This is a genomic window from Cupriavidus sp. FW305-3-2-15-C-LB2 (genome assembly GCF_058787575.1).
Map to the genome: position 1 here is coordinate 23,476 of NZ_JBYSZW010000029.1, position 20,718 is coordinate 44,193.

22 protein-coding genes are annotated in these 20,718 nt (G+C 68.1%); 14 read left to right on the top strand and 8 right to left on the bottom strand.

Annotation, left to right across the window (positions count from 1 at the left end):
• Window positions 1–124 precede the first annotated feature (124 nt).
• Window positions 125–1,129, top strand: coding sequence for an AraC family transcriptional regulator (locus AC3WRR_RS20560; protein WP_010809656.1), 1,005 nt, complete (start codon window positions 125–127; stop codon window positions 1,127–1,129).
• A 76-nt stretch (window positions 1,130–1,205) separates the two neighbouring features.
• Here AC3WRR_RS20560 and AC3WRR_RS20565 read toward each other — a convergent pair whose 3' ends face one another.
• A complete protein-coding gene (locus AC3WRR_RS20565) occupies window positions 1,206–1,349 on the bottom strand; it encodes an entericidin A/B family lipoprotein (protein ID WP_010809655.1) in 144 nt (47 codons plus the stop codon).
• Between the two features lie 269 nt (window positions 1,350–1,618).
• Between AC3WRR_RS20565 and AC3WRR_RS20570 the strand changes: the two genes are divergently transcribed.
• From AC3WRR_RS20570 to AC3WRR_RS20585, 4 genes are all read left to right on the top strand, one after another.
• On the top strand, window positions 1,619–1,891 hold the full coding sequence (locus tag AC3WRR_RS20570; protein ID WP_010809654.1) for a DUF2188 domain-containing protein: 273 nt from the start codon (window positions 1,619–1,621) through the stop codon (window positions 1,889–1,891).
• A 195-nt stretch (window positions 1,892–2,086) separates the two neighbouring features.
• A complete protein-coding gene (locus AC3WRR_RS20575; RefSeq protein WP_010809653.1) occupies window positions 2,087–2,284 on the top strand; it encodes a hypothetical protein in 198 nt (65 codons plus the stop codon).
• 151 nt (window positions 2,285–2,435) lie between these two features.
• The gene (locus AC3WRR_RS20580) at window positions 2,436–2,774 is read left to right on the top strand and encodes a hypothetical protein (RefSeq protein ID WP_231881494.1); all 339 of its coding nucleotides are present in this window, start codon (window positions 2,436–2,438) and stop codon (window positions 2,772–2,774) included.
• 206 nt (window positions 2,775–2,980) lie between these two features.
• A complete protein-coding gene (locus tag AC3WRR_RS20585) occupies window positions 2,981–5,242 on the top strand; it encodes a VTT domain-containing protein (protein ID WP_492294391.1) in 2,262 nt (753 codons plus the stop codon).
• Here the strand turns inward: AC3WRR_RS20585 and AC3WRR_RS20590 are convergent.
• The 3 genes from AC3WRR_RS20590 to AC3WRR_RS20600 form a co-directional block, all read right to left on the bottom strand.
• The gene (locus tag AC3WRR_RS20590) at window positions 5,239–5,721 is read right to left on the bottom strand and encodes a DUF1579 domain-containing protein (RefSeq protein WP_010809650.1); all 483 of its coding nucleotides are present in this window, start codon (window positions 5,719–5,721) and stop codon (window positions 5,239–5,241) included. The genes AC3WRR_RS20585 and AC3WRR_RS20590 overlap by 4 nt on opposite strands.
• Window positions 5,722–5,843: 122 nt before the next feature.
• Window positions 5,844–6,209 carry a DUF2880 domain-containing protein gene (locus AC3WRR_RS20595; protein ID WP_010809649.1) on the bottom strand — a complete coding sequence of 122 codons (366 nt, stop codon included), beginning with the start codon at window positions 6,207–6,209 and terminating at the stop codon, window positions 5,844–5,846.
• A gap of 113 nt (window positions 6,210–6,322) precedes the next feature.
• Window positions 6,323–7,060 (bottom strand): GntR family transcriptional regulator, encoded by a 738-nt coding sequence (locus AC3WRR_RS20600; RefSeq protein WP_010809648.1) that lies wholly within the window; start codon window positions 7,058–7,060, stop codon window positions 6,323–6,325.
• A 140-nt stretch (window positions 7,061–7,200) separates the two neighbouring features.
• On the opposite strand from AC3WRR_RS20600, the gene AC3WRR_RS20605 reads away from it, so the two are divergent.
• The 5 genes from AC3WRR_RS20605 to AC3WRR_RS20625 are packed head-to-tail and all read left to right on the top strand — an operon-like array spanning window position 7,201 to window position 14,067.
• A complete protein-coding gene (locus AC3WRR_RS20605) occupies window positions 7,201–9,351 on the top strand; it encodes an acetate--CoA ligase family protein (protein ID WP_492297975.1) in 2,151 nt (716 codons plus the stop codon).
• A 25-nt stretch (window positions 9,352–9,376) separates the two neighbouring features.
• Window positions 9,377–10,690 (top strand): DUF1254 domain-containing protein, encoded by a 1,314-nt coding sequence (locus AC3WRR_RS20610; protein ID WP_010809646.1) that lies wholly within the window; start codon window positions 9,377–9,379, stop codon window positions 10,688–10,690.
• Between the two features lie 11 nt (window positions 10,691–10,701).
• Window positions 10,702–12,018, top strand: coding sequence for a DUF1254 domain-containing protein (locus AC3WRR_RS20615; RefSeq protein ID WP_439672580.1), 1,317 nt, complete (start codon window positions 10,702–10,704; stop codon window positions 12,016–12,018).
• Complete coding sequence (locus AC3WRR_RS20620; RefSeq protein WP_011616891.1) at window positions 12,015–12,995, top strand: Bug family tripartite tricarboxylate transporter substrate binding protein; 981 nt, start codon at window positions 12,015–12,017, stop codon at window positions 12,993–12,995. Before AC3WRR_RS20615 ends, AC3WRR_RS20620 begins: the two co-directional genes overlap by 4 nt.
• A gap of 58 nt (window positions 12,996–13,053) precedes the next feature.
• On the top strand, window positions 13,054–14,067 hold the full coding sequence (locus AC3WRR_RS20625) for a Bug family tripartite tricarboxylate transporter substrate binding protein (protein WP_010809643.1): 1,014 nt from the start codon (window positions 13,054–13,056) through the stop codon (window positions 14,065–14,067).
• 16 nt (window positions 14,068–14,083) lie between these two features.
• On the opposite strand, the gene AC3WRR_RS20630 is transcribed toward AC3WRR_RS20625, so the two are convergent.
• The 3 genes from AC3WRR_RS20630 to AC3WRR_RS20640 form a co-directional block, all read right to left on the bottom strand.
• Window positions 14,084–15,274 carry a M24 family metallopeptidase gene (locus AC3WRR_RS20630; RefSeq protein ID WP_058698623.1) on the bottom strand — a complete coding sequence of 397 codons (1,191 nt, stop codon included), beginning with the start codon at window positions 15,272–15,274 and terminating at the stop codon, window positions 14,084–14,086.
• Between the two features lie 11 nt (window positions 15,275–15,285).
• Window positions 15,286–16,254 carry a Bug family tripartite tricarboxylate transporter substrate binding protein gene (locus AC3WRR_RS20635; RefSeq protein WP_058698624.1) on the bottom strand — a complete coding sequence of 323 codons (969 nt, stop codon included), beginning with the start codon at window positions 16,252–16,254 and terminating at the stop codon, window positions 15,286–15,288.
• 118 nt (window positions 16,255–16,372) lie between these two features.
• Entirely contained in the window at window positions 16,373–16,978 is a 606-nt protein-coding gene (locus AC3WRR_RS20640; protein ID WP_011616890.1) for a TetR/AcrR family transcriptional regulator, read from the bottom strand.
• 117 nt (window positions 16,979–17,095) lie between these two features.
• Here AC3WRR_RS20640 and AC3WRR_RS20645 point away from each other — a divergent pair, with 117 nt between their 5' ends.
• Complete coding sequence (locus AC3WRR_RS20645; RefSeq protein ID WP_010809639.1) at window positions 17,096–17,587, top strand: flavodoxin family protein; 492 nt, start codon at window positions 17,096–17,098, stop codon at window positions 17,585–17,587.
• Between the two features lie 48 nt (window positions 17,588–17,635).
• Here the strand turns inward: AC3WRR_RS20645 and AC3WRR_RS20650 are convergent, their stop codons facing one another.
• Window positions 17,636–17,845: a hypothetical protein gene (locus AC3WRR_RS20650; protein WP_439669830.1), complete on the bottom strand. Its 210-nt coding sequence runs from the start codon at window positions 17,843–17,845 to the stop codon at window positions 17,636–17,638.
• Window positions 17,846–18,201: 356 nt separating this feature from the next.
• Here AC3WRR_RS20650 and flhC point away from each other — a divergent pair, with 356 nt between their 5' ends.
• The 3 genes from flhC (at window position 18,202) to AC3WRR_RS20665 (ending at window position 20,716) form a co-directional block, all read left to right on the top strand.
• Window positions 18,202–18,813: a flagellar transcriptional regulator FlhC gene (flhC, locus tag AC3WRR_RS20655; RefSeq protein WP_011616889.1), complete on the top strand. Its 612-nt coding sequence runs from the start codon at window positions 18,202–18,204 to the stop codon at window positions 18,811–18,813.
• A 130-nt stretch (window positions 18,814–18,943) separates the two neighbouring features.
• On the top strand, window positions 18,944–19,321 hold the full coding sequence (locus AC3WRR_RS20660; RefSeq protein WP_010809636.1) for a hypothetical protein: 378 nt from the start codon (window positions 18,944–18,946) through the stop codon (window positions 19,319–19,321).
• A 516-nt stretch (window positions 19,322–19,837) separates the two neighbouring features.
• Window positions 19,838–20,716 (top strand): lipid A biosynthesis lauroyl acyltransferase, encoded by an 879-nt coding sequence (locus AC3WRR_RS20665; protein WP_010809635.1) that lies wholly within the window; start codon window positions 19,838–19,840, stop codon window positions 20,714–20,716.
• The last annotated feature ends 2 nt before the right edge of the window (window positions 20,717–20,718 follow it).

The following is a 20,718-nucleotide window of genomic DNA, read 5'->3' on the forward strand; positions in this document are numbered from 1 at the left end:
ATACGTGCGCTGCGGCGTTGTATGGCGCCAGGCACGGTGCTAGTATCGGAGCCCGGTCCCCTTGCCCGTATGATCGGGCGTCCGGCTTTCTTGCGCGAAACACCGGATCTGGAGGAATGTGACCATGGATGCCTTGTCCGACCTCTTGCGCGCCGTGCAGCTCAGCGGTGCCGTGTTCCTGAACGGCGAGTTCAAGTCGCCGTGGTGCCTGATCAGTGAAGCGGATGCTGAATTGCGCGCCGCCTTCCTGCCCCGCGCCGACCGCGTCGTCTCCTACCACCTGATTACCGAAGGCGTCTGCTGGGCGCGCCTGGTCGACGGCACCGGCCCGGGCCTGCGGGTCGACACCGGCGAACTGCTGGTGGTGCCGCAGGGCGAGCCGCACGTGCTGGGCAGCGACCTGCGTCTGCAGCCGCTGCCGTCCGCTCCGCTGGTGTACGACATGCTGCGCAACAGTCCGGGCGAGGTCATGCGCGTTTCCTACGGCGGCGGCGGCGAGACCACGCGCATGGTGTGCGGCTTCCTGGGGTTCGACGACACCATGGGCAACCCCTTGCTGACGTCGCTGCCGCGGCTGTTCAAGGTGGGGCTGGGCAGCGGGCTGGAATCGGCATGGCTGGCGTCGGCGCTGGCCTTTGCCACGTCTGAAGCGGCGGAACCGCGTGCGGGCACCGCCACGGTGCTGGCCAAGCTGTCTGAGCTGCTGTTCGTGCAGGCAGTGCGGCGCTGCATCGACACCCTGCCTGACAATGAAAGCGGCTGGCTTGCCGCCCTGCGCGACCGCTATGTGGGGCGGGCGCTGTCGCGCATGCACGCGCGGCCCGCCTACCCGTGGACGGTCGATGAGCTGGCGGGCAACGTGGGCCTGTCGCGCTCGGCGCTGGCGCAGCGCTTTACCGACCTGCTGGGGCAGCCACCGATGCAGTACCTGGCGCACTGGCGGCTGCGCTCCGCGGCCGCCGAACTGCGCAGCGGCAACCGTTCCATCAGCGAGGTCGCGGGCGCGGTCGGCTACGATTCCGAGGCCGCGTTCAGCCGCGCGTTCAAGCGCGAGTTCGGCCTGCCGCCCGCCAGCTGGCGCCGCAACCACATCGATGCGGCGCAGGCGCCGGCGGCGGCCGCACATTGAATTCGCCGTGACAAAGACAACGGCCCGCGTCACCAGACGCGGGCCGTAGCAATGCCAGGGCGGCAGGCAGCGGGACTTACATCTTCTGCTTGGTGCTTTCCGCCGCGCCTTGTACCTTCTCGCCGCCGCGCTCGATATCCTTGCCTGCGCCGGCCATGGTATTGCAACCCGTGACCAGCATCACGCCAGCGAGGGCAAACAGTGCAAATAGCTTTCTCATGACGATCTCCTTGCTTCGTGTGGATGCGACATGCGCCGCCAGGATGGAGTGGATCGGAATGGCTTGGGACCGGGCAGCCGCTTGCCCGACCGGCAATTGGATCGTAGCAACGCACCGCAGCGCAAAAAGTCGGCTTTCGTCCTACCGGGATGTCAGCCGACGGCGCGACCGGCCGTCACCGCGTGCGCGCTTGTAGGACATCGACGGATACCCGCGGCGGCGCCGTCGCTTAAAAATCAAATGTCAGCCCACGCCCTCCGGAGAACACCATGACGTCACGCAGCATCCACGTGCTTCCCGCCGCAACCGACAACGCCGAATACGCCGGCGACGGCGGATGGGCACTCACCATCGAAGGCCTGGAGAACGGTGGCGACGACACCGCGCTGCATTTCCCGACCCAGGAAGCCGCGATCGCGGCCGGCTGGATGCGCGCGCGCGCGGATGGCCTGCCGTTGTGCATCCACGGCCGCGATGGCCTGGTGCGCGAACGCAAGATCTATTGCCGGGACGCACGCGGCACCGCCCGCGTCGGCTACTGACCACCCCGGCCACCGTCAACCGCCGGTTCCCCCTGCATCCCCCGGGCCCGCGGCGAACGCGGGCCACAACAATCCATTGCGGGAAACACATTGAATGAAATCAATGTGTTACGTCTGCGCTCGTGAAAGCTACGGGTCTGTCACCGATACTGGAATCAAGGCAGCACGCCTTATCCAGGACCAACCGAGACCCCCATGCGCCTGTTCCTCAGGTATCGCCCGCTGGACATCTATCCCGACCCGATCGACGCCAGGGTTGCCGAACTGCACGAACTTGCCGAAGACATCCATGCCAGGCACGCGCGCAAGTGGCGCCGGCATGGCACGATGCTGACCCCGCGCGACCGCGCGGATCGCAGATTTCCGACCGGCGACCCGGAAACGCGGCATTAGCCTAGGGACGATTCCTCTCTCTGCGCTAGGAAATGTGAACAAGTGTCATATCCGGTTGGCAAGGATATGACCCCTGCGAAAGAATGGGTACCGTACGCGGCAGGCTCGATTGGCGAGCCCACCGCTGTACCCTTTTTCCTGACGCAGCGAAATGAATCGAACCACCCGGGAATGCGTGATGGCGTTGATTTCCAGCCTGCGTGCCAAGGGGCCCATGCCCCGGCACCAGCTTGCCGCCGCCAGCCGCCTGAACGCCGCGGAACTGACGCGCGCGCTGAAGTCCGCCCGCCAGATGGGCGTAGTGGCCTACGCCGGCGAGCCTGAATCGCCGGCAGAGGCCGATACCCCGCTAGTGCTGACCGGCCGGCCTTTGCCGCCGCCGCGCCGCGTGGCGCCGGCACCGCGCGAAAGCAAACCGCATTTCGAGCCGTTACTGGATGTCTGGGGCATTGCGCGCCCCACGGCGCTGCGGCGCGGCCATCCGTCGTAGCGTCTTCGCCGCATGCCGGGTCTTCCGACCCGCCCGCGCCGGCATGCCGTTCTTACAAAGGGCAGGTAAAGCGCACACGCGCCTGAGCCGCCCACGGCTGGCCCTTATCCCCCGGGGCATTGCCTGCACGCCTGGACCAGCCCGCTTGGCGCACCGGTACGGAACTTGCGCGACGTTTCTGGCTGAACCTCCCCGAAGCGTGCGACATGAGGCAACACAACCCGCCCGGCACCACCGCGTCTCCCGCCACTGGCCCTCCGCATGATCACCAGGCCCCGGCCGCCTTTACGCCGGAGCCGGGGCGCAACTGCTGGCGCGTCGAGCCCTGCCAGCGCTTTGCCATGCTGGTCGACGCCGACGCCTACTTCCGCGCGTTGCGCGAAGCGCTGCCGCGCGCCGAGCACACCATCTTCATCCTGGGCTGGGATATCGACAGCCGCATGGAACTGGTGCCGCAGGGCGCACAGGACGGCCTGCCGGCGGGCCTGCGCGACTTCCTGTGCGCGCTGGCGGACCAGCGCCCTGAGCTGCGCATCTATATCCTGAGCTGGGACTACGCCATGGTGATGGCGATGGAGCGCGAGTGGCTGCCGTCGGCCAGCGCGCACTGGCAGGCGCACCGGCACCTGGCGTTCCGGCTTGACGGCAACCATCCCCCGGGCGCCTCGCACCACCAGAAGGTAGTAGTGATCGACAACAAGCTCGCCTTTGTCGGCGGGCTGGACCTGACGCTGCGCCGCTGGGACGACAACCGCCATGCCCCCGGCGCGCCGTTGCGCATGGCCGAAGGCAAGCCCTACCCGCCCTTCCATGACGTGCAGTGCGCGCTCGACGGCCCCGCCGCCGCGGCGCTGGGCACCCTATGCGCGGCGCGCTGGCTGCGCGCCAGCGGCAGCGAGCCGCGCCCGGTTGCGGCCACCTCGTCAGACCCGTGGCCGCCAGGCCTGGCGCCGGAGCTGACCGATGTGCGCGTCGCCATCGCCCGCACCATGCCCATGTGCGAGGACGAGCCCGGTGTCAGCGAGATCCGCATGCTGCTGCACGATGCCATCGCCTCGGCCCGGCACAGCATCTACATGGAGAACCAGTACTTCAGCTCGCGCGAGATCGCCAACGCGCTGGAGGCACGGCTGGGGCACGAGGACGGCCCCGATATCGTGCTGGTGTCGAGACGCAACGAGAGCGGCTGGCTGGAAGCGCACAGCATGGGCGTGCTGCGCGCTCGCCTGTACCGCCGCCTGCGCGCGGCCGACACGCACGAACGCTTCTGTTTGTACTGCCCGTCGATTCCCGGCCTGATGCCCGAATGTGTCAATGTGCATAGCAAGGTCACGGTGATCGACGACGACCTCATCACCATCGGCTCGTCCAACCTCAGCAACCGCTCGCTGGGGCTGGATACCGAGTGCAATGTGGTGGTGATGTCGGGCGGCGACCCGCGCGTGCAGGCGGCCATTGCCGCCATGCGCGCACGGCTGCTGGGCGAGCACCTGGATGTGGCACCTGAAACCTTCCAGGCCGAGGTCGCCGCCACCCGCAGCGTGCTTGCGGCCATCCGCAACCTGCAGCGCGCGGACGGGCGCTCGCTGGAAGCCTACGAGCCGCCGTTGCCGGACGATGTCGATGCCGCTTCGCCGGCGGCCAACCTGCTGGACCCGATCGAGCCGATCGACAGCGACCAGGTGCTGGCCGAGTTCGTCAGCCATGAGGCACGCCCGCGCGTGCTCGGGCGCGTCGGGATGATGGTGGTGCTGGCGCTGATGCTGGCGGGGCTGGCATTTGCATGGCGCCATACGCCGCTGCGCGAATGGGCGGACTTCCGCGCGCTGCTCGGCTTGGTCGAGCAGCTGGACGAGATGCCGCTGGCACCGCTGGCGATGATGGGCGTCTACCTGGCCGGCGCGGTGACAATGCTGCCGGTGACGCTGCTGATCCTGCTGACCGTGGTCATTTTCGGCCCGCTCTACGGCGCCGCGCTGGCGCTGTGCGGCACCGTGCTGAGCACCGGCGCAGGCTACCTGGCCGGCCGCTTGCTGGGGCGCAATACTGTGCGCCGCTTTGGCGGCAGACGGCTGAACCGGGTCAGCCAGCAGTTGGGCAAGCACGGACTGGTGGCGATGGTGGTGCTGCGGCTGGTGCCGATTGCACCGTTCGCGCTGGTCAACCTGGTGATCGGCGCATCGCGCATCGGCCTGCGCGACTGCCTGGTCGGCACCGCGCTGGGCATGCTGCCCGGCATCGTGGTCGCTGCCTGCCTGGTGAACCGGGTCGCCGCCGCGGCGCGCGATCCGGGCCTGTTCACGTTCGCCTTGCTGGCGCTGGTGCTGCTGGTGCCGGCGTCGCTGCTGCTGGTGCTCCGCCGCCGGCGCCGGCGCCATGCCGGGGGCAGCGCCGCGCACCCGCACGACGATCCGCCCGGCCCGCGCGGCCGGCTGGCACGGCTCGCGGCCCAGCGCCGCCAGGCTTAACGCTGGCGGCGATAGCTGGCGTTCATGAACTGGGTCCACTCGCCGTTCTCGCCCAGCATGTAGGACGTCAGCGTGCGGTGGTCGTCGTCGGTGAAGGTGATCACGTCGCGGTACTGCGCCATGCGGCCATTGCCGGAGCAATCCGGCCCCTCGGCACGCAGCGTCAGTTGCTGGCCGCCGGCATCGAGGTCGCCTTCATAGATCCACAGGTGCGTCATCATCGAGCCGATGAAGGTCCCGACGAAATGCTTGCGGGCGGGATCGTAGCCCAGCGTCATGACCGTGGTGGACGGGCCGCAGCCGGGCATGTCGCCCTGCGTCACGCACTGGACCCAGACGTCGCCGACGCTGCTCACGCGCTCGGGAATCTCCCACTTCTGCACCGGCTGGTCCGGCCCCATCGATGCCTCGCCTTCGGCGATCCAGTTGCCCACCAGCCGTTGCAGCCAGCGGTGCTCCTTCTGCGCTTCGGTCTTCATTCGCGGTCTCCTTGGATTGCACCCACAGATGTTTGTGGATGCCGTACACATAGCCTAGCAAATGAAATGGACAGCGTCCACTTTTACCTGGGATTTGCTGTGCCGCGCTGGCCTGCCGGGACCTAGTGCTGCGGCAGCCTGACCTTGGGCACCACGAACTGGTTGCCCGGGGCGCGCAGCACGTCGCACTGGACCTTGGCCTTGCGCACGGCGCCGTCCTGCGCCAGGTATTCGACGTCGGCCACCACGCTGTAGGCGTCTTCGGCCACCTTGCGGGCCTTGCCGCTGACCCACTTGAAGCTGGCGGGATTGGGCAGCGCTGCCTTGACCGCCTTCATGCAGGCGACCGGGGCCTCCGGGGCCTCGTCCTTGCCGCGCGGCTTTGGCGCTTCATCCTGCCCCGCGGCCAGCGCCGCCGACGCGCACGTGACCGACAACGCCATCACCAGCGCGGTGGACAGGGAACGCGGGAAAAGCGGCGAAAGCATCTTGGACTCCTGGGCTGGGGCAGAACTGGGCGCCACATTCTAACGCCAGCGCCGATGCCGTTCAGGCCACGGCACCGGCACAAAAGTTCCCCCGGCGCCACTGCCAGGCGACGCTAGCGCCGCACGCAGGCTTTGTAGGTGAACTTGTCGCCACGAAACATGAATTCGGAGAAGGCCAGCGGCTTCTCGTCGATGTCGTGCGGCGTGAACCGGATGCGCAGCAGCGGCTCGCCCGGCGCCACCTTGAGCCGGCGCGCGGTTTCGGCATTGGCAGGGATTGCTGCGCTCTCCGTGTGCAGGTACTTGAGGCGATAACCCAGGCGGGCCTCCACGATCATCAGGGCATCGTGGTTTTCCAGGTCGTGCTCCAGAATCGCGCGCATCAGCGGTTCGGGCGCCATCGTCATGCCGACCGCCACCGGCACGCCGGCCACTGACTTGAGCATGGTCACGCACAGCAGCCTGGTTCCCGGCGGCAGGCGCAGCGCATCGGTGGCGATGGCCGGCGCCGCGATCAGCCGCGTCGACAGCAGCTTGCCGTGCGCTTCGTGCCCGCGCGCGCGCATGTAGTCGAAAAAGCCAGTCAACGGCCCCAGGTCCGCCTGCCCCGCCGGACGGCTGACAAAGCTGCCCTTGCCGTGCACCGTCTCGATCAGCCCTTCGGCAAGCAGCGATGCCAGCGACTGGCGCACGGTGATGCGGCTGACGCCGAATTCAGCCATCAGCTCAGACTCAGACGGCAGCTTGATGCCCGGAGTCCATTCGTTGTTGACGATGCGCTGGCGCAGCGCGCCTTCGATCTGCTTGAAGCGAGGCAGGGAGCTTGTTGTCACGAGATTGGCGGTGTTCACGGCATGTCCGATGCGGGCTTCTACTTATCATAACAACATTGACTCATCATAACATGTCATGACAACATGCTCGGACACACCAATGACAAGATTCGCGGCGCCGTCTTGGAAGTCATGGCGCACGCATACGGAGACAAGCGATGCCAGACCTCTGCGCCCTGTTGCAGCCGCGCACCATCGCCGTGATCGGCGCCTCCACCCAGCCCGACAAGGTGGGCGGCATGCCGGTGCGGCTGCTGAGCGAACTGGGCTACGCCGGCCGCATCATTCCCGTGCATGCCACGGCGCGCGAAGTACAGGGGCTGGCTGCGGTGCCCTCGCTGGATGCGCTGGACACACCGGCCGACCTCGCCATCGTGGCGCTGCCGGTCAGTGCCAGCCTGGACACCATGCGCCAGCTGGCGCGCAACGGCACGCGCGCCGCGGTGTTCTTCACTTCGGGCTTTGCTGAAACCGGCGGCGACGGCATCGCCATGCAGGCGGAACTGGCGGCACTCGCGCAAGCGCACGGCATCACGCTGCTGGGGCCCAACTGCCTGGGTGCGATGAACCTGCGCGAGCGCGTCTTTGCCACTTTCTCGCCGATGCCGCTGAGCGGGCTGCCGCCGCTGGGCGAAGTCGGGCTGGTCAGCCAGAGCGGCGCCTTCGGCGCCTATGCCTTTGGGCTGGCGCGCGAGGCATCGCTGGGGCTGAGTCACTGGGTCACCACCGGCAACGAAGCCGGCCTGCACGTGGCCGACGTGATCGAATGGCTGGCGCACGACGACGCCACCCGCGTGATCCTGGCCTACCTGGAAGGCTGCCGCGACGGCACCCGCCTGCGCCGCGCGCTGGCGGCGGCGCGTGCCGCGGGCAAGCCAGTGGTGGTGACCAAGGTCGGCACCACCGAGGCCGGGGCCCGCTCCGCGCAATCGCACACGGCCAGCCTGGCCGGCGAGGACGCCGTCTACCAGGCGGTCTTCGACGAGTACGGCGTATTCCGCGCCCATACGCTGGATGACTTCTTCCGGCTGGGCTACGTGCTCTCGCGCGGGCGTCGGCCGACGCGCTGGCAGCCCTCGGCGAAAGAGCCGGAAAGCGCCGTCACGCCGGTCGCATTGGTCACGGTTTCGGGCGGCGTCGGCATCATGATGGCCGACCAGGCCGAGGCGCTGGACCTGCCCCTGCCGCCCATGCCGGAAGCCGCGGCCACTGCGCTGCGCAGCGCCATCCCCTTTGCCAGCACGGCCAATCCCATCGATGTCACCGGGCAGATCGTGGCGCAGCCGGAAGTGCTGCTGGACGCGATTGCCGCCGCGGCGCAAAGCCCCGACTACGGCAGTGTCGTCGCCTTCCTGGCGGGCGGCGTTGGTGCGCCGCGCATCTGGCCTGGCCTGCAGGATGCTGTCGAGACCCTGAACAGCAGCGGCACCGCGGCGCCGCTGCTGTTCAGCGGGCTGGTCGATGACGAAAAGCGCCGCTGGCTCGAAGCGCGCGGCACGCTGGTCTTCCGCGAACCCGCCCACGCGGTGCAGGCCGTGGCCGTGCTGGCCCGCGCCGCCGCGCAGGCAGCGGCAGCACAAGCGAAGCCCGCCGTAGCTGCCGCGGCCCTGGCTGCGCCGGACCTTCCGCGCGACACCACGTCGCTGTCCGAGTTCGATGCCATGCAGTGGCTCACCGCCTGCGGCATCCCCACCGCACCCCATGGACTGGCGCGCGATGCCGACGAGGCCGTGCGTATCGCCGAGTCCATTGGCTACCCCGTTGCCGTCAAGCTGTGCTCGCCCGACATCCTGCACAAGAGCGACGTAGGCGGCGTGGTGCTGAACGTGGCCGATGCGCAGGCGGTGCGTGCGGCGTTTGCGCAGGTGCAGGCCGCCGCTACCAACCACGGCAGCCCGGCGCGCTTCGAGGGCGCGCTGGTCGCCGGCATGGTGCGCGGCTGGGGCGAGCTGATGGTGGGCGTGCGGCGTGACCCGGTCTTCGGGCTGGTAGCGCTGGCCGGCATCGGCGGCACGGCAGTTGAGATCTTCCGGCAGACCGCGTTCGGCCTGGCCCCGCTGACCCATGCCCGCGCCTGCACCATGCTGCGCGCAAGCCGAGCCGAAGCGCTGCTGTGCGGCCATCGCGGCCATCCCGCGGTCGACGCCGATGCCGTGGCCGAAGTGCTGGTGCGCGTGTCGCAGGCCGCCGCCGCACTCGGGCCGCGGCTGGACACGCTGGAGATCAATCCGCTGATCGTCACCGCCCAGGGCGTGGTCGCGGCCGATGCCGTGGTCACGCTGCATGCCGGGGACGGCATCAACGAGTAAAGCAAAACCCGACGGAGACAACGCCATGAACCAACCCGCTGCGCCCTTCCTTGCCGGCGCACCCATCGACACGCCCCAGGAAGCCCTCACCGCCGCGGCGGCGTTGCCGCTGGTGCTCGCCACCTATCCGCTGTTTGAAAGCCTGCGCACCTGCCGGCTGCAGACCTCCGTAGCCCAGGCCACCGGCTACGGCCGTGCCCCCGTCAACGTGCTGTCGGCCAGCACCCACCAGTGGACACACAAGGACCGCGACATCGTCACCCCGGCCAATGACCTGCTCTACTTCTGCGCCTGGGTCAACCTGGCCGACGGCCCGGTCACGCTGCACGTGCCGGCGCTGCCGGACGCCAGCCGCTATTACGTGGTGGAGCTGCTGGACGCCTGGACCAACAACTTCGAGAACCTGGGCCCGCGCAACGTTCCCGCGGCCGGCGCCGACATCGTGCTGGCCGGCCCCGGGCAGCAGGCCGAAGGCGACCACGTGGTGCGCTGCCCCACCGCACTGGTCTGGCTGCTGGGCCGCGTGCTGGTGACGGGTGCCGACGATCTGCCGGCGGCGAGCGCCTTCGAGAACGGCTTCTACCTGTCCGGCGGCGCCAGGATGCAGCCCGCCTGCGTGCGCGACTGGCAGGAGGGCGGCGAGCCCGCGCTGGACTTCTTCGCCAACATCTTCAACGCCCTGCGCGAGTATCCCGCCGAGCCTTCCGCCGCCGGCCTGCTGTCGCTGCTGCGCAAATGCGGCATCCGCGCCGGCGACGCCGTCGATGTGGGCGCGCTGCGGCCTGCGGTGCAACAGGGCCTGGTCCGCGCCTGGCACGAAGGCATGGCCCTGATCGAAGCCAACACCCGCAGCCATGCGCGCAAGAGCTGGACCTACAGCCTGCTGCTGGGCCGCTATGGCGACGACTGGATGCAGCGCGCGGTCACCGCGATGAAGGGCCTGGGCGCACTGCGCGCCGACGAGGCCGTCTATGCCGCTGCCGACTACGACGCCGACGGCGAACTGCTGCACGGCCGCCACGCCTACGCCCTGCACTTCCCCGCGGGACACCTGCCGCCGGCGCAGGCGTTCTGGTCGGTCTCGCTCTACGGCGCCGACCGCTTCTTCACCGACAACGCCATCGGGCGCTATGCGCTGGGCGACCGCAGTCCTGGTCTGCAATACGATGTCGACGGTGGCCTCACGCTGACCATCTCGCACCAGCGCCCCACGCAGGCGCAGGACAACTGGCTGCCGGCACCGGACGGCCCGTTCTACCTGATCCTGCGGCTCTACCACCCGACCGATGGCTTCATGGCCGGCGGCTACGTGATCCCGCCCTTGCGGCGCATTGCCTGATGGAGCGCGCCATGGAACACCACGACAACCTGCTCGGCACGCTGGCGTGCGACGCGGTGCGCTACACGCTGCCGCTGTACGAGATGGCGCGCATGCGCGCCGCCACCTGCCCGCGGCGCGATGGCGCCGGGGTCTTTGCCGGCGACGGGCCCGACACAACGCTGCGCTGGATCAACACGGTCACGCACGTGCGCACGCTGCTCGGCCCGCAGCACCGGCAGGTCGTCACGCCGAACAACGACACGCTCTACACCAATGCGTGGCTCGACCTGTCCGGCGGCCCGCTGCTGCTCGACGTGCCCGACTGCCGCGGCCGCTACTACGTGCTAGGCCTGCTCGACGCCTATACCAACCCGTTCGGCTATATCGGCACCCGCACTACCGGCACGCAAGGCGGCACCTGGCTGCTGCATGGGCCAGCCTGGCGGGGCGAGGTGCCGGCCGGCGCAACGCCGCTGCCCTGCCCCACCAACGCGGTCTGGATCATCGGCCGCATCCTGGCCGATGGCGAAGCCGATTTGCCGGGTGCACATGCCCTGCAGGACGGCATCCGCCTGCGCCGGCCGGACGGCACCAGCGCAGCAACCGTATTCGATGCTGGCATGCAAGCCGGCGAGCGGCCGGCCGATCCCGACCGCTACGCCGCCGTCGTCACCCGCATGCTGCGCGAGAACCCGCCACCCGCGGCCGAAGCGGAACTGGTCCGCACCTTTGCCCCGGCCGGCATCGGCAGCAACGCGCCGCTGACCGGGGCACAGCGCGCGGCGCTGGCCACCGCGCTGACGCAGGTTGACGCGGAACTGGCCGCGCCCAGGGTCTCCGCGCTGGGCGGCGGCTGGTTCCTGCCGGTGGAAATCCGCACCTCGTTCGGCACCCACTACGCTCTGCGCGCCGAAGTGGCGCGCAACTACATCGGTGCGCTGGGCGTTGAGGAAGCCATGTACCTGATGGCCGATTGCGATGGCGACGGCTTGCCGCTGGACGGCAGGCGCCAGTATGAACTGGTGTTTCCCCGGCAAGGACTACCCCAAGTGGGCGCATTCTGGTCGCTGACCATGTACCGTAAATCGGACTGCATGCTGGTCGAGAACCCGCTGCAGCGCTACTCGCTGGGCGACCGCTCGCCGGCCCTGCGCCCGGCGCCCGATGGCAGCCTGCGCATCGTGCTGGGCGCGCAACCCCCTTCGGAGAACGCCCTGGCCGGCAACTGGCTGCCGGCACCCGCGGAGCCGTTCTATGTAGCGTTGCGCCTCTACGTGCCCGGCACCACGCACCTGGAACGCACCTTCCGCTATCCACCCATCCGCCGCATGAAGGAAGCATCATGAATCGGACCACAATCTTCGCCCGGGCCGTGCTGACGGCCGGCCTGGCGATGCTGTGCCTGGCCAGCCCGGCGCAGGCGCAAACGTATCCGTCGCGGCCGGTCAAGCTGGTGTCGCCATATGGCGCCGGCGGCTCCAATGACATCTCTGCCCGCATCCTTGCCGAGGCACTTGGCCACAAGCTGGGCCAACAGGTGGTGGTGGAGAACAAGCCTGGCGCCGGCACGCGCCTGGCCACCGAGCAGGTGGCCCGTGCCGCGCCGGACGGCTACACGCTGCTGTGGGCTGCCGCGCCCTTCGCCATCAATACCGCGGCAGGCATCGCCCAGCGCTACGACGTCCACAAGGACTTCGTGCCGGTGGGACCGCGCGTGCTGGGCCCGGTCTTCCTGATCGTCAATGCCAGCTCGCCGGCTCGCACCGTGTCCGACTTCGTGCGCATGGCCCGGGACAAGCCGGATGGCGTGACGCTGGCCTCCCCGGGCGCAGGCTCCGGCCCGCACCTGACCGCCGAGCTATTCGGGCAGGTCGGCAAGTTCCAGCTGCTGAATGTCCATTACCGCGGCGACGCCACCGCCTATACCGAACTGCTGGCCGGCCGCGCGGACGCCACCCTGACCGCCATCACCTCGGCGCTGCCCTTTATCAAGGCCGGCAAGCTGCGCGTGCTGGCAGTGGCCTCGGAACAGCGTTCGCCGGTCTATCCGGATGCGCCCACCTTTGCCGAGCAGGGTTACCCGGGCATGGTCGGCTACGGCTGGTTCGGCCTGGTCGCGCCGGCCGGCACGCCGCCCGCCGTCTCCGAGCGCCTGAACCGCGAGGCATCGGCCGTGCTGGCCGATGCCGAGATCCGCAAAAAGCTGCTGGGGCTGGGGCTCGAGCCGCAGCCAGAGCCGGGCAGCGCGTTTTCCGCCTTCATCGACCAGGAGATCGGCAAATGGGGCAAGCTGATCAAGGCGCGCGGCATCAAGCTGGAGTGAGACTTCCCCTTCGACGTAGGGCAACACGGACCATCCATCCCAAGGAGACAACGCCATCATGACGACCGCTGCCCACCTGCTGCGCGGCCCGCTGCTGCAAGCCGCCCTGCCCCTGCTCACCGTGCTGGCCCTGGCCGCCGCGCCCGCCCCGGCCGGCGCACAGGGCGCCTACCCGGCCAAGCCCATCCACCTGATCGTCGCCTACCCGCCGGGCGGGCTGACCGACACGCTGGCGCGCACCATCGGCGATGGCCTGTCGCGCCAGCTCGGCAAGACGGTGGTGGTGGAGAACAAGGGCGGTGCCGGCGGCATCATCGGCACCGACTACGTCGCCAAGTCGGCGCCTGACGGCTATACGCTGCTGATGACCATTCCCGGCCCGATCACGTCCAACCTGGCGCTGTACAAGAAGCTGCCCTACGATCCGCGCACTGAGCTGCGCCCGATCTCCGACATCGCCACCGCGCGCACCGTGCTGGCGGTCAACAGCAGCGTGCCGGCCAAGACCGTTGCCGAACTGCTGGCCTATGCCAAGGCATCGCCGGGCAAGCTGCGCATGGGGTCGTGGGGCGCGGGCACGCAGCCGCATACGATCCAGACCTACATCGCCAGGCAGTACCAGGCTGACATGCTGCATGTGCCCTACCGCGGCGAAGGGCCCATGGTGACCGACCTGCTCGCCGGCCAGGTCAACGTGACGGTGGGCTCCGTGACCGCGCTCAAGCAACACTTCGCCACCGGCAAGCTGCGGCCCCTCGCTGTCACCGGCACGCGCCGCGCACAGGGCCTGCCAGACGTGCCGACCTTCGCCGAGGCCGGCTACGCCGACGAACCGTTCCGGCTGACCGGCCCGATCACGCTGATGGCGCCCGCGAAGACGCCGCAGGACATCATCGACCGCCTGGGCCGCGAGACCGCCAGCCTGGTCGCCAGCGCCGACATGCAGCGGCGCATCGTGGACATGGGCGCGGAACCGCTCGGCAATACCCCGGCACAGGCAGAGGCGGCGTACAAGGCGTACCTGCCGGTGGTGCTCAAGCTGACGGCGGATACGGGGGTGACACTCGACTGAGCTACGCGGCGGGCGCCTAGTCCACGGTTGCGTATTCCAGCGTCTTCGGCGTCTTGATGATGACCTCCGGCTGGTCGCCAACCACCACGGTATCGTCCAGCCGGAAGCCGCCAAGGCCGTAGACATAGAGGCCCGGCTCCGCCGAATACACCTCTCCCGCAAGCAGCGGGCGGGTATTGAAGGCCATGTCCTCCGGGTATTCATGCAGCATCAGACCGACCGCGTGGCCGGTGCGATGAAAGACATAGTCCCCGCAGCCGGCCTGCTCGATCACAGCCTGCGCGGCCGCATCCATGTCGCAGACGCGCTTGCCGACCACCGCCGCGGCAACGGCAGCGTCGGTGGCCTTTGCCGCAACCTGGTAGAACCGCGCCTGCTCGTCGCCGGGCCGGCCGCAAAACCAGGTGCGCTCATTCTCGACATACAGCCCGTTCAGGCGCGGCAGCACCAGGTTGACGATGGTGTCGCCGGCGGAAATCCGTGCGCCGCATCCGGCGCCATCGCCATGCGGCGATGCCGAAGCTGGCCCGGTCAGCGTCCAGCATTTGAGGATGTCGAAGTCCTCGCCCGGAAAGCGCCGCGCCGCCTCCTCCGACATCAGCGCCGCCATGGCGTGGTCAAGCTCCTGCACCAGCCGGCCTGGCCGGAAGTTCTCGCGGTAGCGATCCTGCACCCAGTCCGTCAGCGCACCTAGCTCGCGCATGACCTGCAGCTCCTCCGCATGCTTGACCCAGCGCAGGCTGCGCATCTCCGCCATGGCGGGCCGCAGCGTGAGTTCAGGCAGGTAGCGCTGCGCACCGGCCAGGATCGGATGCTGGACGTCGACCGCAATCCGCGACATGCCGAGCCCCCTGGCCCCCAGCAGCGCGGCAACCACTTCCGGCAGCTGCGCAGGCAGCGGCAGGCGATTCGAGACACGGGGATGCTCGGCGTAGTAGGTGACATCGGCAAGCCAGACCGAGCCCTTCCCGGTCGCAAAGCGCATATGGTTGGTCGACAGCTCGTTCATGACCGCGAAGGTGTCGCCATTGCGCGGCACCACCACGAACACCGGGCGCTCCCACGGCCAGACATCGAGCTGGAAATTGGTCGCGTACTGGAAGAAGTCAGGCGTGCCGAACACCAGCGCATCAACGCGCAGCTTGTCCATCAGCCTGTGCATCGCCGCCAGGCGATAGCCTTGTACGGCCTTGGTGAGATGTGCCATGGCAGCGGTCCTCAGAGAGAAATGGCAAGGTTGCGGATGATCGGGCCCCAGGTATCGGCGTCGCGCTTCATATAGCGCTCCACCTCGGACGGCGGCCCCTTGATTGCATCCAGGAACTGGAAGGCAAGCTTCTCCTGGAACTGCGGGTCGTCCAGGATCTGGTTGATGTCGGCATTGACCTTGCGGATAACGCCTGCAGGCGTGCCTGTGCGGGCCACGATCGCGTACCACCCGGGTACCTGCACGTCATAGCCAAGCTCCTTGAAGGTGGGCACCGCGGGCAAGGCCGGCTGCCGCTTGTCGCCGGTGACCGCCAGCGGTATCAGCTTCTTGCCGGCGATGTAAGGCTGCACGCCCGCGAGCACATTCATCATCACCGGGGTCTGCCCGTTCATCAGGCTGGTCGAGCCGCCGCTGCCATTGAACGGCACGTGCTGCAGCCGGACTCCGGTGCGTTGCGCGACCAGTTCCATCGCCAGGTGGGTGGAGTTGCCGATGCCGCCCGACGCGAAGCTGATCTCGCCGGGGCGAGCCTTGGCCATCCGCACGAAATCCTGGAACGTATCAGCCTTGAGCGACGGCGCCGCGACAAAGACAAAGGGCGAGTTGGCGAGCATCGCCACGCCAGTCAGGTCCCGACCCGGGTTATAGGGCAGCTTCGGATACAGGAAGGGATTGAAGCTCAGGTTGGAAACGCCGGCGAAGAACAGCGTGTAGCCATCGGCGGGCTGCCCGATCACATAGCTGATCGCCAGCGTCCCGTTGGCCCCGGGCTTGTTCTCCACCACCACCGGCTGGTTCCAGGCACGGCTGAGCTTTTCCGCGAGCGCGCGCGCCAGCACATCATTGCCGGTGCCGCCGGCCTGCGGCACCACCAGCCGTACGGGCTTCGAAGGGAAGGTTTGCGCCTGCCCGATCCCTGGCAGCGCCATCGCCACCGCAGTCCCGGCCACCCAGGCCAGTAGTTGTCGCCGATCCATATTGCACCCTGTTGGTTTGCCACGATTCGCCTCGTTCGCAAGGCATGGGATGCAATGTACCACGTGGTACACGAATGGGAAAAATCGGGGTTTACGCGGATTTCCGGGGAAAAAACCGTTACTTGCCGGTTTGGGGAAGCGCCGCCATCCTGGCGGCGAAGTACTTCAGCGCGGCCGTCGTGCCCTTGCGGTCACCCGTGGTGACCAGGTCCAGCAGCAGCCCGCGCATGGTGGCAAGTTCCACGCGCGCGCGCAGCCCGGCCTCGGCAGCGCCGAGGCCGAGGTCGCGCTGCAGGCGCGTCGCCAACGTGGTTGTCCAGCTGCCGACCACGTCTTCCAGAAAGCCGCTGAAGCGCTCGCGGTCGCGGATGGCCTTGCCGTAGATCTCGAACATCAGCTGCATGATCGGCAGGTAGCCTGGGGCGGAATAGCGCTCCCACGCCGCTTCCATCGCGGCTTCGGGAGCCATGCCTTCCACCATCACGCGCTCGCGGGCGGCCTGCTCCGCATGGCGGATGCGATGCAACAGTGCCTGCCAGAAGCCATCCCCGGAGCCGAAGTAGTAGATCAGCATGCGGTGGCTCGTGCCGAGCGCATCCGCCACGCTGCGCAAGGACAGATCGCCCAGGCCATTGGCGAGAACATGATCGGTGGCGGCATCCAGCAACTGGATGGCCTGCTCGCTGGCGGAGCGGTCAAGAGCGGGGGCTTTGGCTTTCGGCATGACGGGGTGGCACGTGCGCCGGGCGCGCAGGATGGCTGCCCCGGATTCTACGATAACTGTCGTCGCCGGCCTGCGTGATACAGTCTTCAGCGTACGGCACACCGCCCCCACGCAAGCATGAAAACGCTGCTGATCGTCTATCACACCATGACCGGAGGCACCCGGCAGATGGCCGAGGCCGCCGCTGGCGCGGCCCGCCAGCAGCCCGGCATCACGGTCGTACTCAAGACCGCTGCCGAGGCAGGCCCGGACGATGTCCTTGGCGCCGACGGCTATCTCTTCGCCACGCCGGAGAACCTGGCCGCCATGGCAGGGATGATGAAGGACTTCTTCGATCGCTGCTATTACGCCGCGCTGGACCGCATCAACGGCCGCCCCTACGCCACCATGATCTGCGCCGGCAGCGATGGCCAGAATGCGCTGCGCCAGATCGAGCGCATCGCCACCGGCTGGCGGCTCAACGCCGTGGCGCCGGGGCTGATCGTCTGTACGCATGCGCAGACACCGGAGCGCATCCTTGCGCCCAAGCAGATCGAAGCCGGGGACCTGGCGCGTTGCGCGGAGTTGGGTGAGGGGTTGGCAGCGGGATTGGGGCTTGGGGTGTTCTGATGGCACGCCAGGTGCCGTACCGCGCTATCGGGCGGGGCGGGCCTGTTCTCAGGCAGCCAGTTGTGTGATGCCGCTCGGGGTGTCATTGCCGCCCCCTTCCTCCTGCACGATCAGCGCGACGCCACGCCGCCTGGCCGCAGCCATGCCGATACTGACGGCGATTTCGCGATCCTCGCAGTGCACCAGGCCCTTGCGGGCACTTTCGACCGCCAGTTCCCAGCCTTGCGCCGTCTGCCTGATCAGGAAGTTCGCAGCCATGGGTCGCTCCGTCGTTGGTGTTCTTGCAGCGTAGTCCATTGGCCTGCCAATGAAATCGGCGTCAGTCCGATAGCGTGCGGGCACTTCTCCTACACCAGGGTGGGGACGGTTAAATCCAGGCGCCGTACCTGACACACAATAATCGCGGAAATATGATTGTTGATGCATGTCATGGTTATAACGCCCCGATCGATCCAAAAATCCTCCTCGACTACGAGAAACCTGAGCCCCGGACCCGCGAGGAGCCGTGCCGCGCACGGTGACACGCCGGGTCATGATTATCGGTGACAGGCCCGGGGAAGCCGGATCAGCAACCGGCTTGCCCGCGCCCATTCCCGATATATCGGAGGAGAACAATGGATGTACACGATATCGCCGGCACGGCTGTGGCCGGCTCACCGGCCCCGGTTCCGCGCGCCAGGCCCCCGCGTCCCGGCAAGAGCATGCTGCAGGATGTTGAGCAGATCCGCCTGGCAATCGAGATGATCGGCCTGGGCGCCCGCCTGCAGGTGCTGGAGTCCGAAGTGTCTCTGCCACGCGTGCGCCTGATCCGGCTGTACAAGGAGCTGTGCGGGGTGTCGCCGCCCAAGGGCATGCTGCCGTTCTCCACGGACTGGTTTGTCTCCTGGCGCCCGAATGCCCATGCCTCGATGCTGCTTGGCGCCTACCGCTTCATGACCAGCCGCGGCAGCCTGGACGGGATCCGCGCGGTCTTGTCCAGCTACCGCATGTACCGCGAACAGCTGTGCGCCACCGGCGAGGCCTCGCAGCTCAGCTTTACCCGCGCCTGGACGCTGGTGCGCTTCTATGAGCGCGGCATGCTGCGGCTGGCGCGCTGCAGGGACTGCCGGGGCGAGTATGTCGTGCAGGCCGACGATGCGCGCCACCGCTACGTCTGCGGACTGTGCCTGCCGCCTGCGCGCGCAGGCAAGGGCCGCAAACCCGCGCCGGCGGCGTTGGCCGGCTGACGCCGCGCAAGGCGTCCCAGTGTCTGCCGCCGCACAGTCCGGTGCACGGCAGGCTTCCATGATGAGTGCTACTGCCATCCAGGCCGCCGGCGTTTCAGGCCGGCCCCGCTTGTACCAGGGAGCCTCGCCCATGTTCAGGATCACCATGCTTGGAAAAAAGACCGGCGCGGCCGCGCCCGACAACAATGACCACAACACCGCCGAATCTCCCGCTCCGGGTGCACCTGGCGAGCCGGGCAAGACGATGCCGGAACAGCTGGCGCAAAACCTCAAGACACAAGGCGATGCCATGATCCAGTATGGCGCGCGCCTGCTGGTGATGCGCGAGCTGCTGTGCTCGCTGACCACAGGCCTGCCGCCGGCGGCGCGCGCCAGCGCCGAGCAGCGCTTCCGCCAGCGCATCAACCAGTTGATGTCGCTGACCGACGACCATGTCCTGCCGGCGGAATTCCACCGCGCCCTGCTGGCCGAGGTCAATTACTACCTGGGCGAATTGAAAAAACCCTGAGCAATTCCTGCCCGATAATCCCGCCGGTCATTATTGCAGGCGTGACGACGCCGCCTGCGCGTATTATTCAGCGCCATTTTCCCTTCCCCGGATCGCACCCCGGCACAGTCGGAAATGCCCTGCCCCGGCCCGAGCATTTCCGCTGAATCACCCAGGCGCTGCAATAATCTCCCCCTGTTTGCTACTGGTAGTAACCGTCATCGCCGGGCAGCTGCCATCGTGCTACAGTGCGCCCTTCAGAGAAAGCTTGCGCAGCGACGCATAGCGCACCCACGCCGCCCTTCGGCCCGCGCGCCGTGCCGGGGGCGCCGCCCTGGCGTCCCGCCTTGCTTTGTCAGCCTCCGACGCGCACACCGTGCCGCGCCAGGCGCCGGGCATATGCCGGGGGCCGGCCCTCGCTCTTCCCGTCGTTCGGGTGCACCCCGTTCGCCACCAGCCAGTGGCGCCGAATTATTGCCGCGCAGCCGCCTGCCCGGGGCCTTTGCCCGAGCCGCCGCTGCCGCTCCTAGGATCTACATGAAACACCGGCTCCAGGCTGCGCTCACCATCGCAGTCTTCAAGCTCGTCGCCGCCCTGCCGTACGGTGTCACCGCACGCCTGGGCGATGCGATCGGCAAGCTGCTGTATCGCATCCCCAGCCGCCGCCGGCGCATTGTCCATACCAACCTGTCCCTGTGCTTCCCGGACATGGATGCAGACACGCGCGACAAGCTGGCACGGAACCACTTCGGCCACGTCCTGCGCAGCTACCTGGAGCGCGGCGTGCAGTGGTTCGGCAGCGCCGAGCGCCTGGGCAAGCTGGTGGAACTGGACTCGCGCATCGACCTGGCCTCGTGCGCGGAGCATCCGACCATCTTCATGGGCTTCCATTTCGTCGGCATCGAGGCCGGCTGCATGTTCTATTCGATGCGCCACCCGGTGGCCTCGCTGTACACCAGGATGTCCAGCCAGATGCTGGAAGACATCTCGCGCACGCAGCGCGGGCGCTTTGGCGCCGAGATGATCCCGCGCAGCGGCAGCGGCAAGCAGGTGGTGCGCACGCTGCGCGCCGGCTGCCCGGTAATGCTGGCGTCGGACATGGATTTCGGCATCAACGATTCGGTGTTCGTGCCGTTCTTTGGCGTGCCGGCCTGCACGCTGACCTCGGCCTCGCGCCTGGCCAGCATGACCGGCGCGCGCGTGGTGCCCTTCACCACCGAAGTGCTGCCCGACTACCGCGGCTACCGGCTGCGCATATTCGACCCGCTGGAAGGCTTCCCCTCGGGCAGCGTCGAGGAAGATTCGCGCCGCATGAACGCCTTCCTCGAAGCCCAGATCGCCACCATGCCGGAGCAGTATTACTGGATCCACCGGCGCTTCAAGAACCGGCCCGCAGGCATGCCGTCGGTGTACTGAGC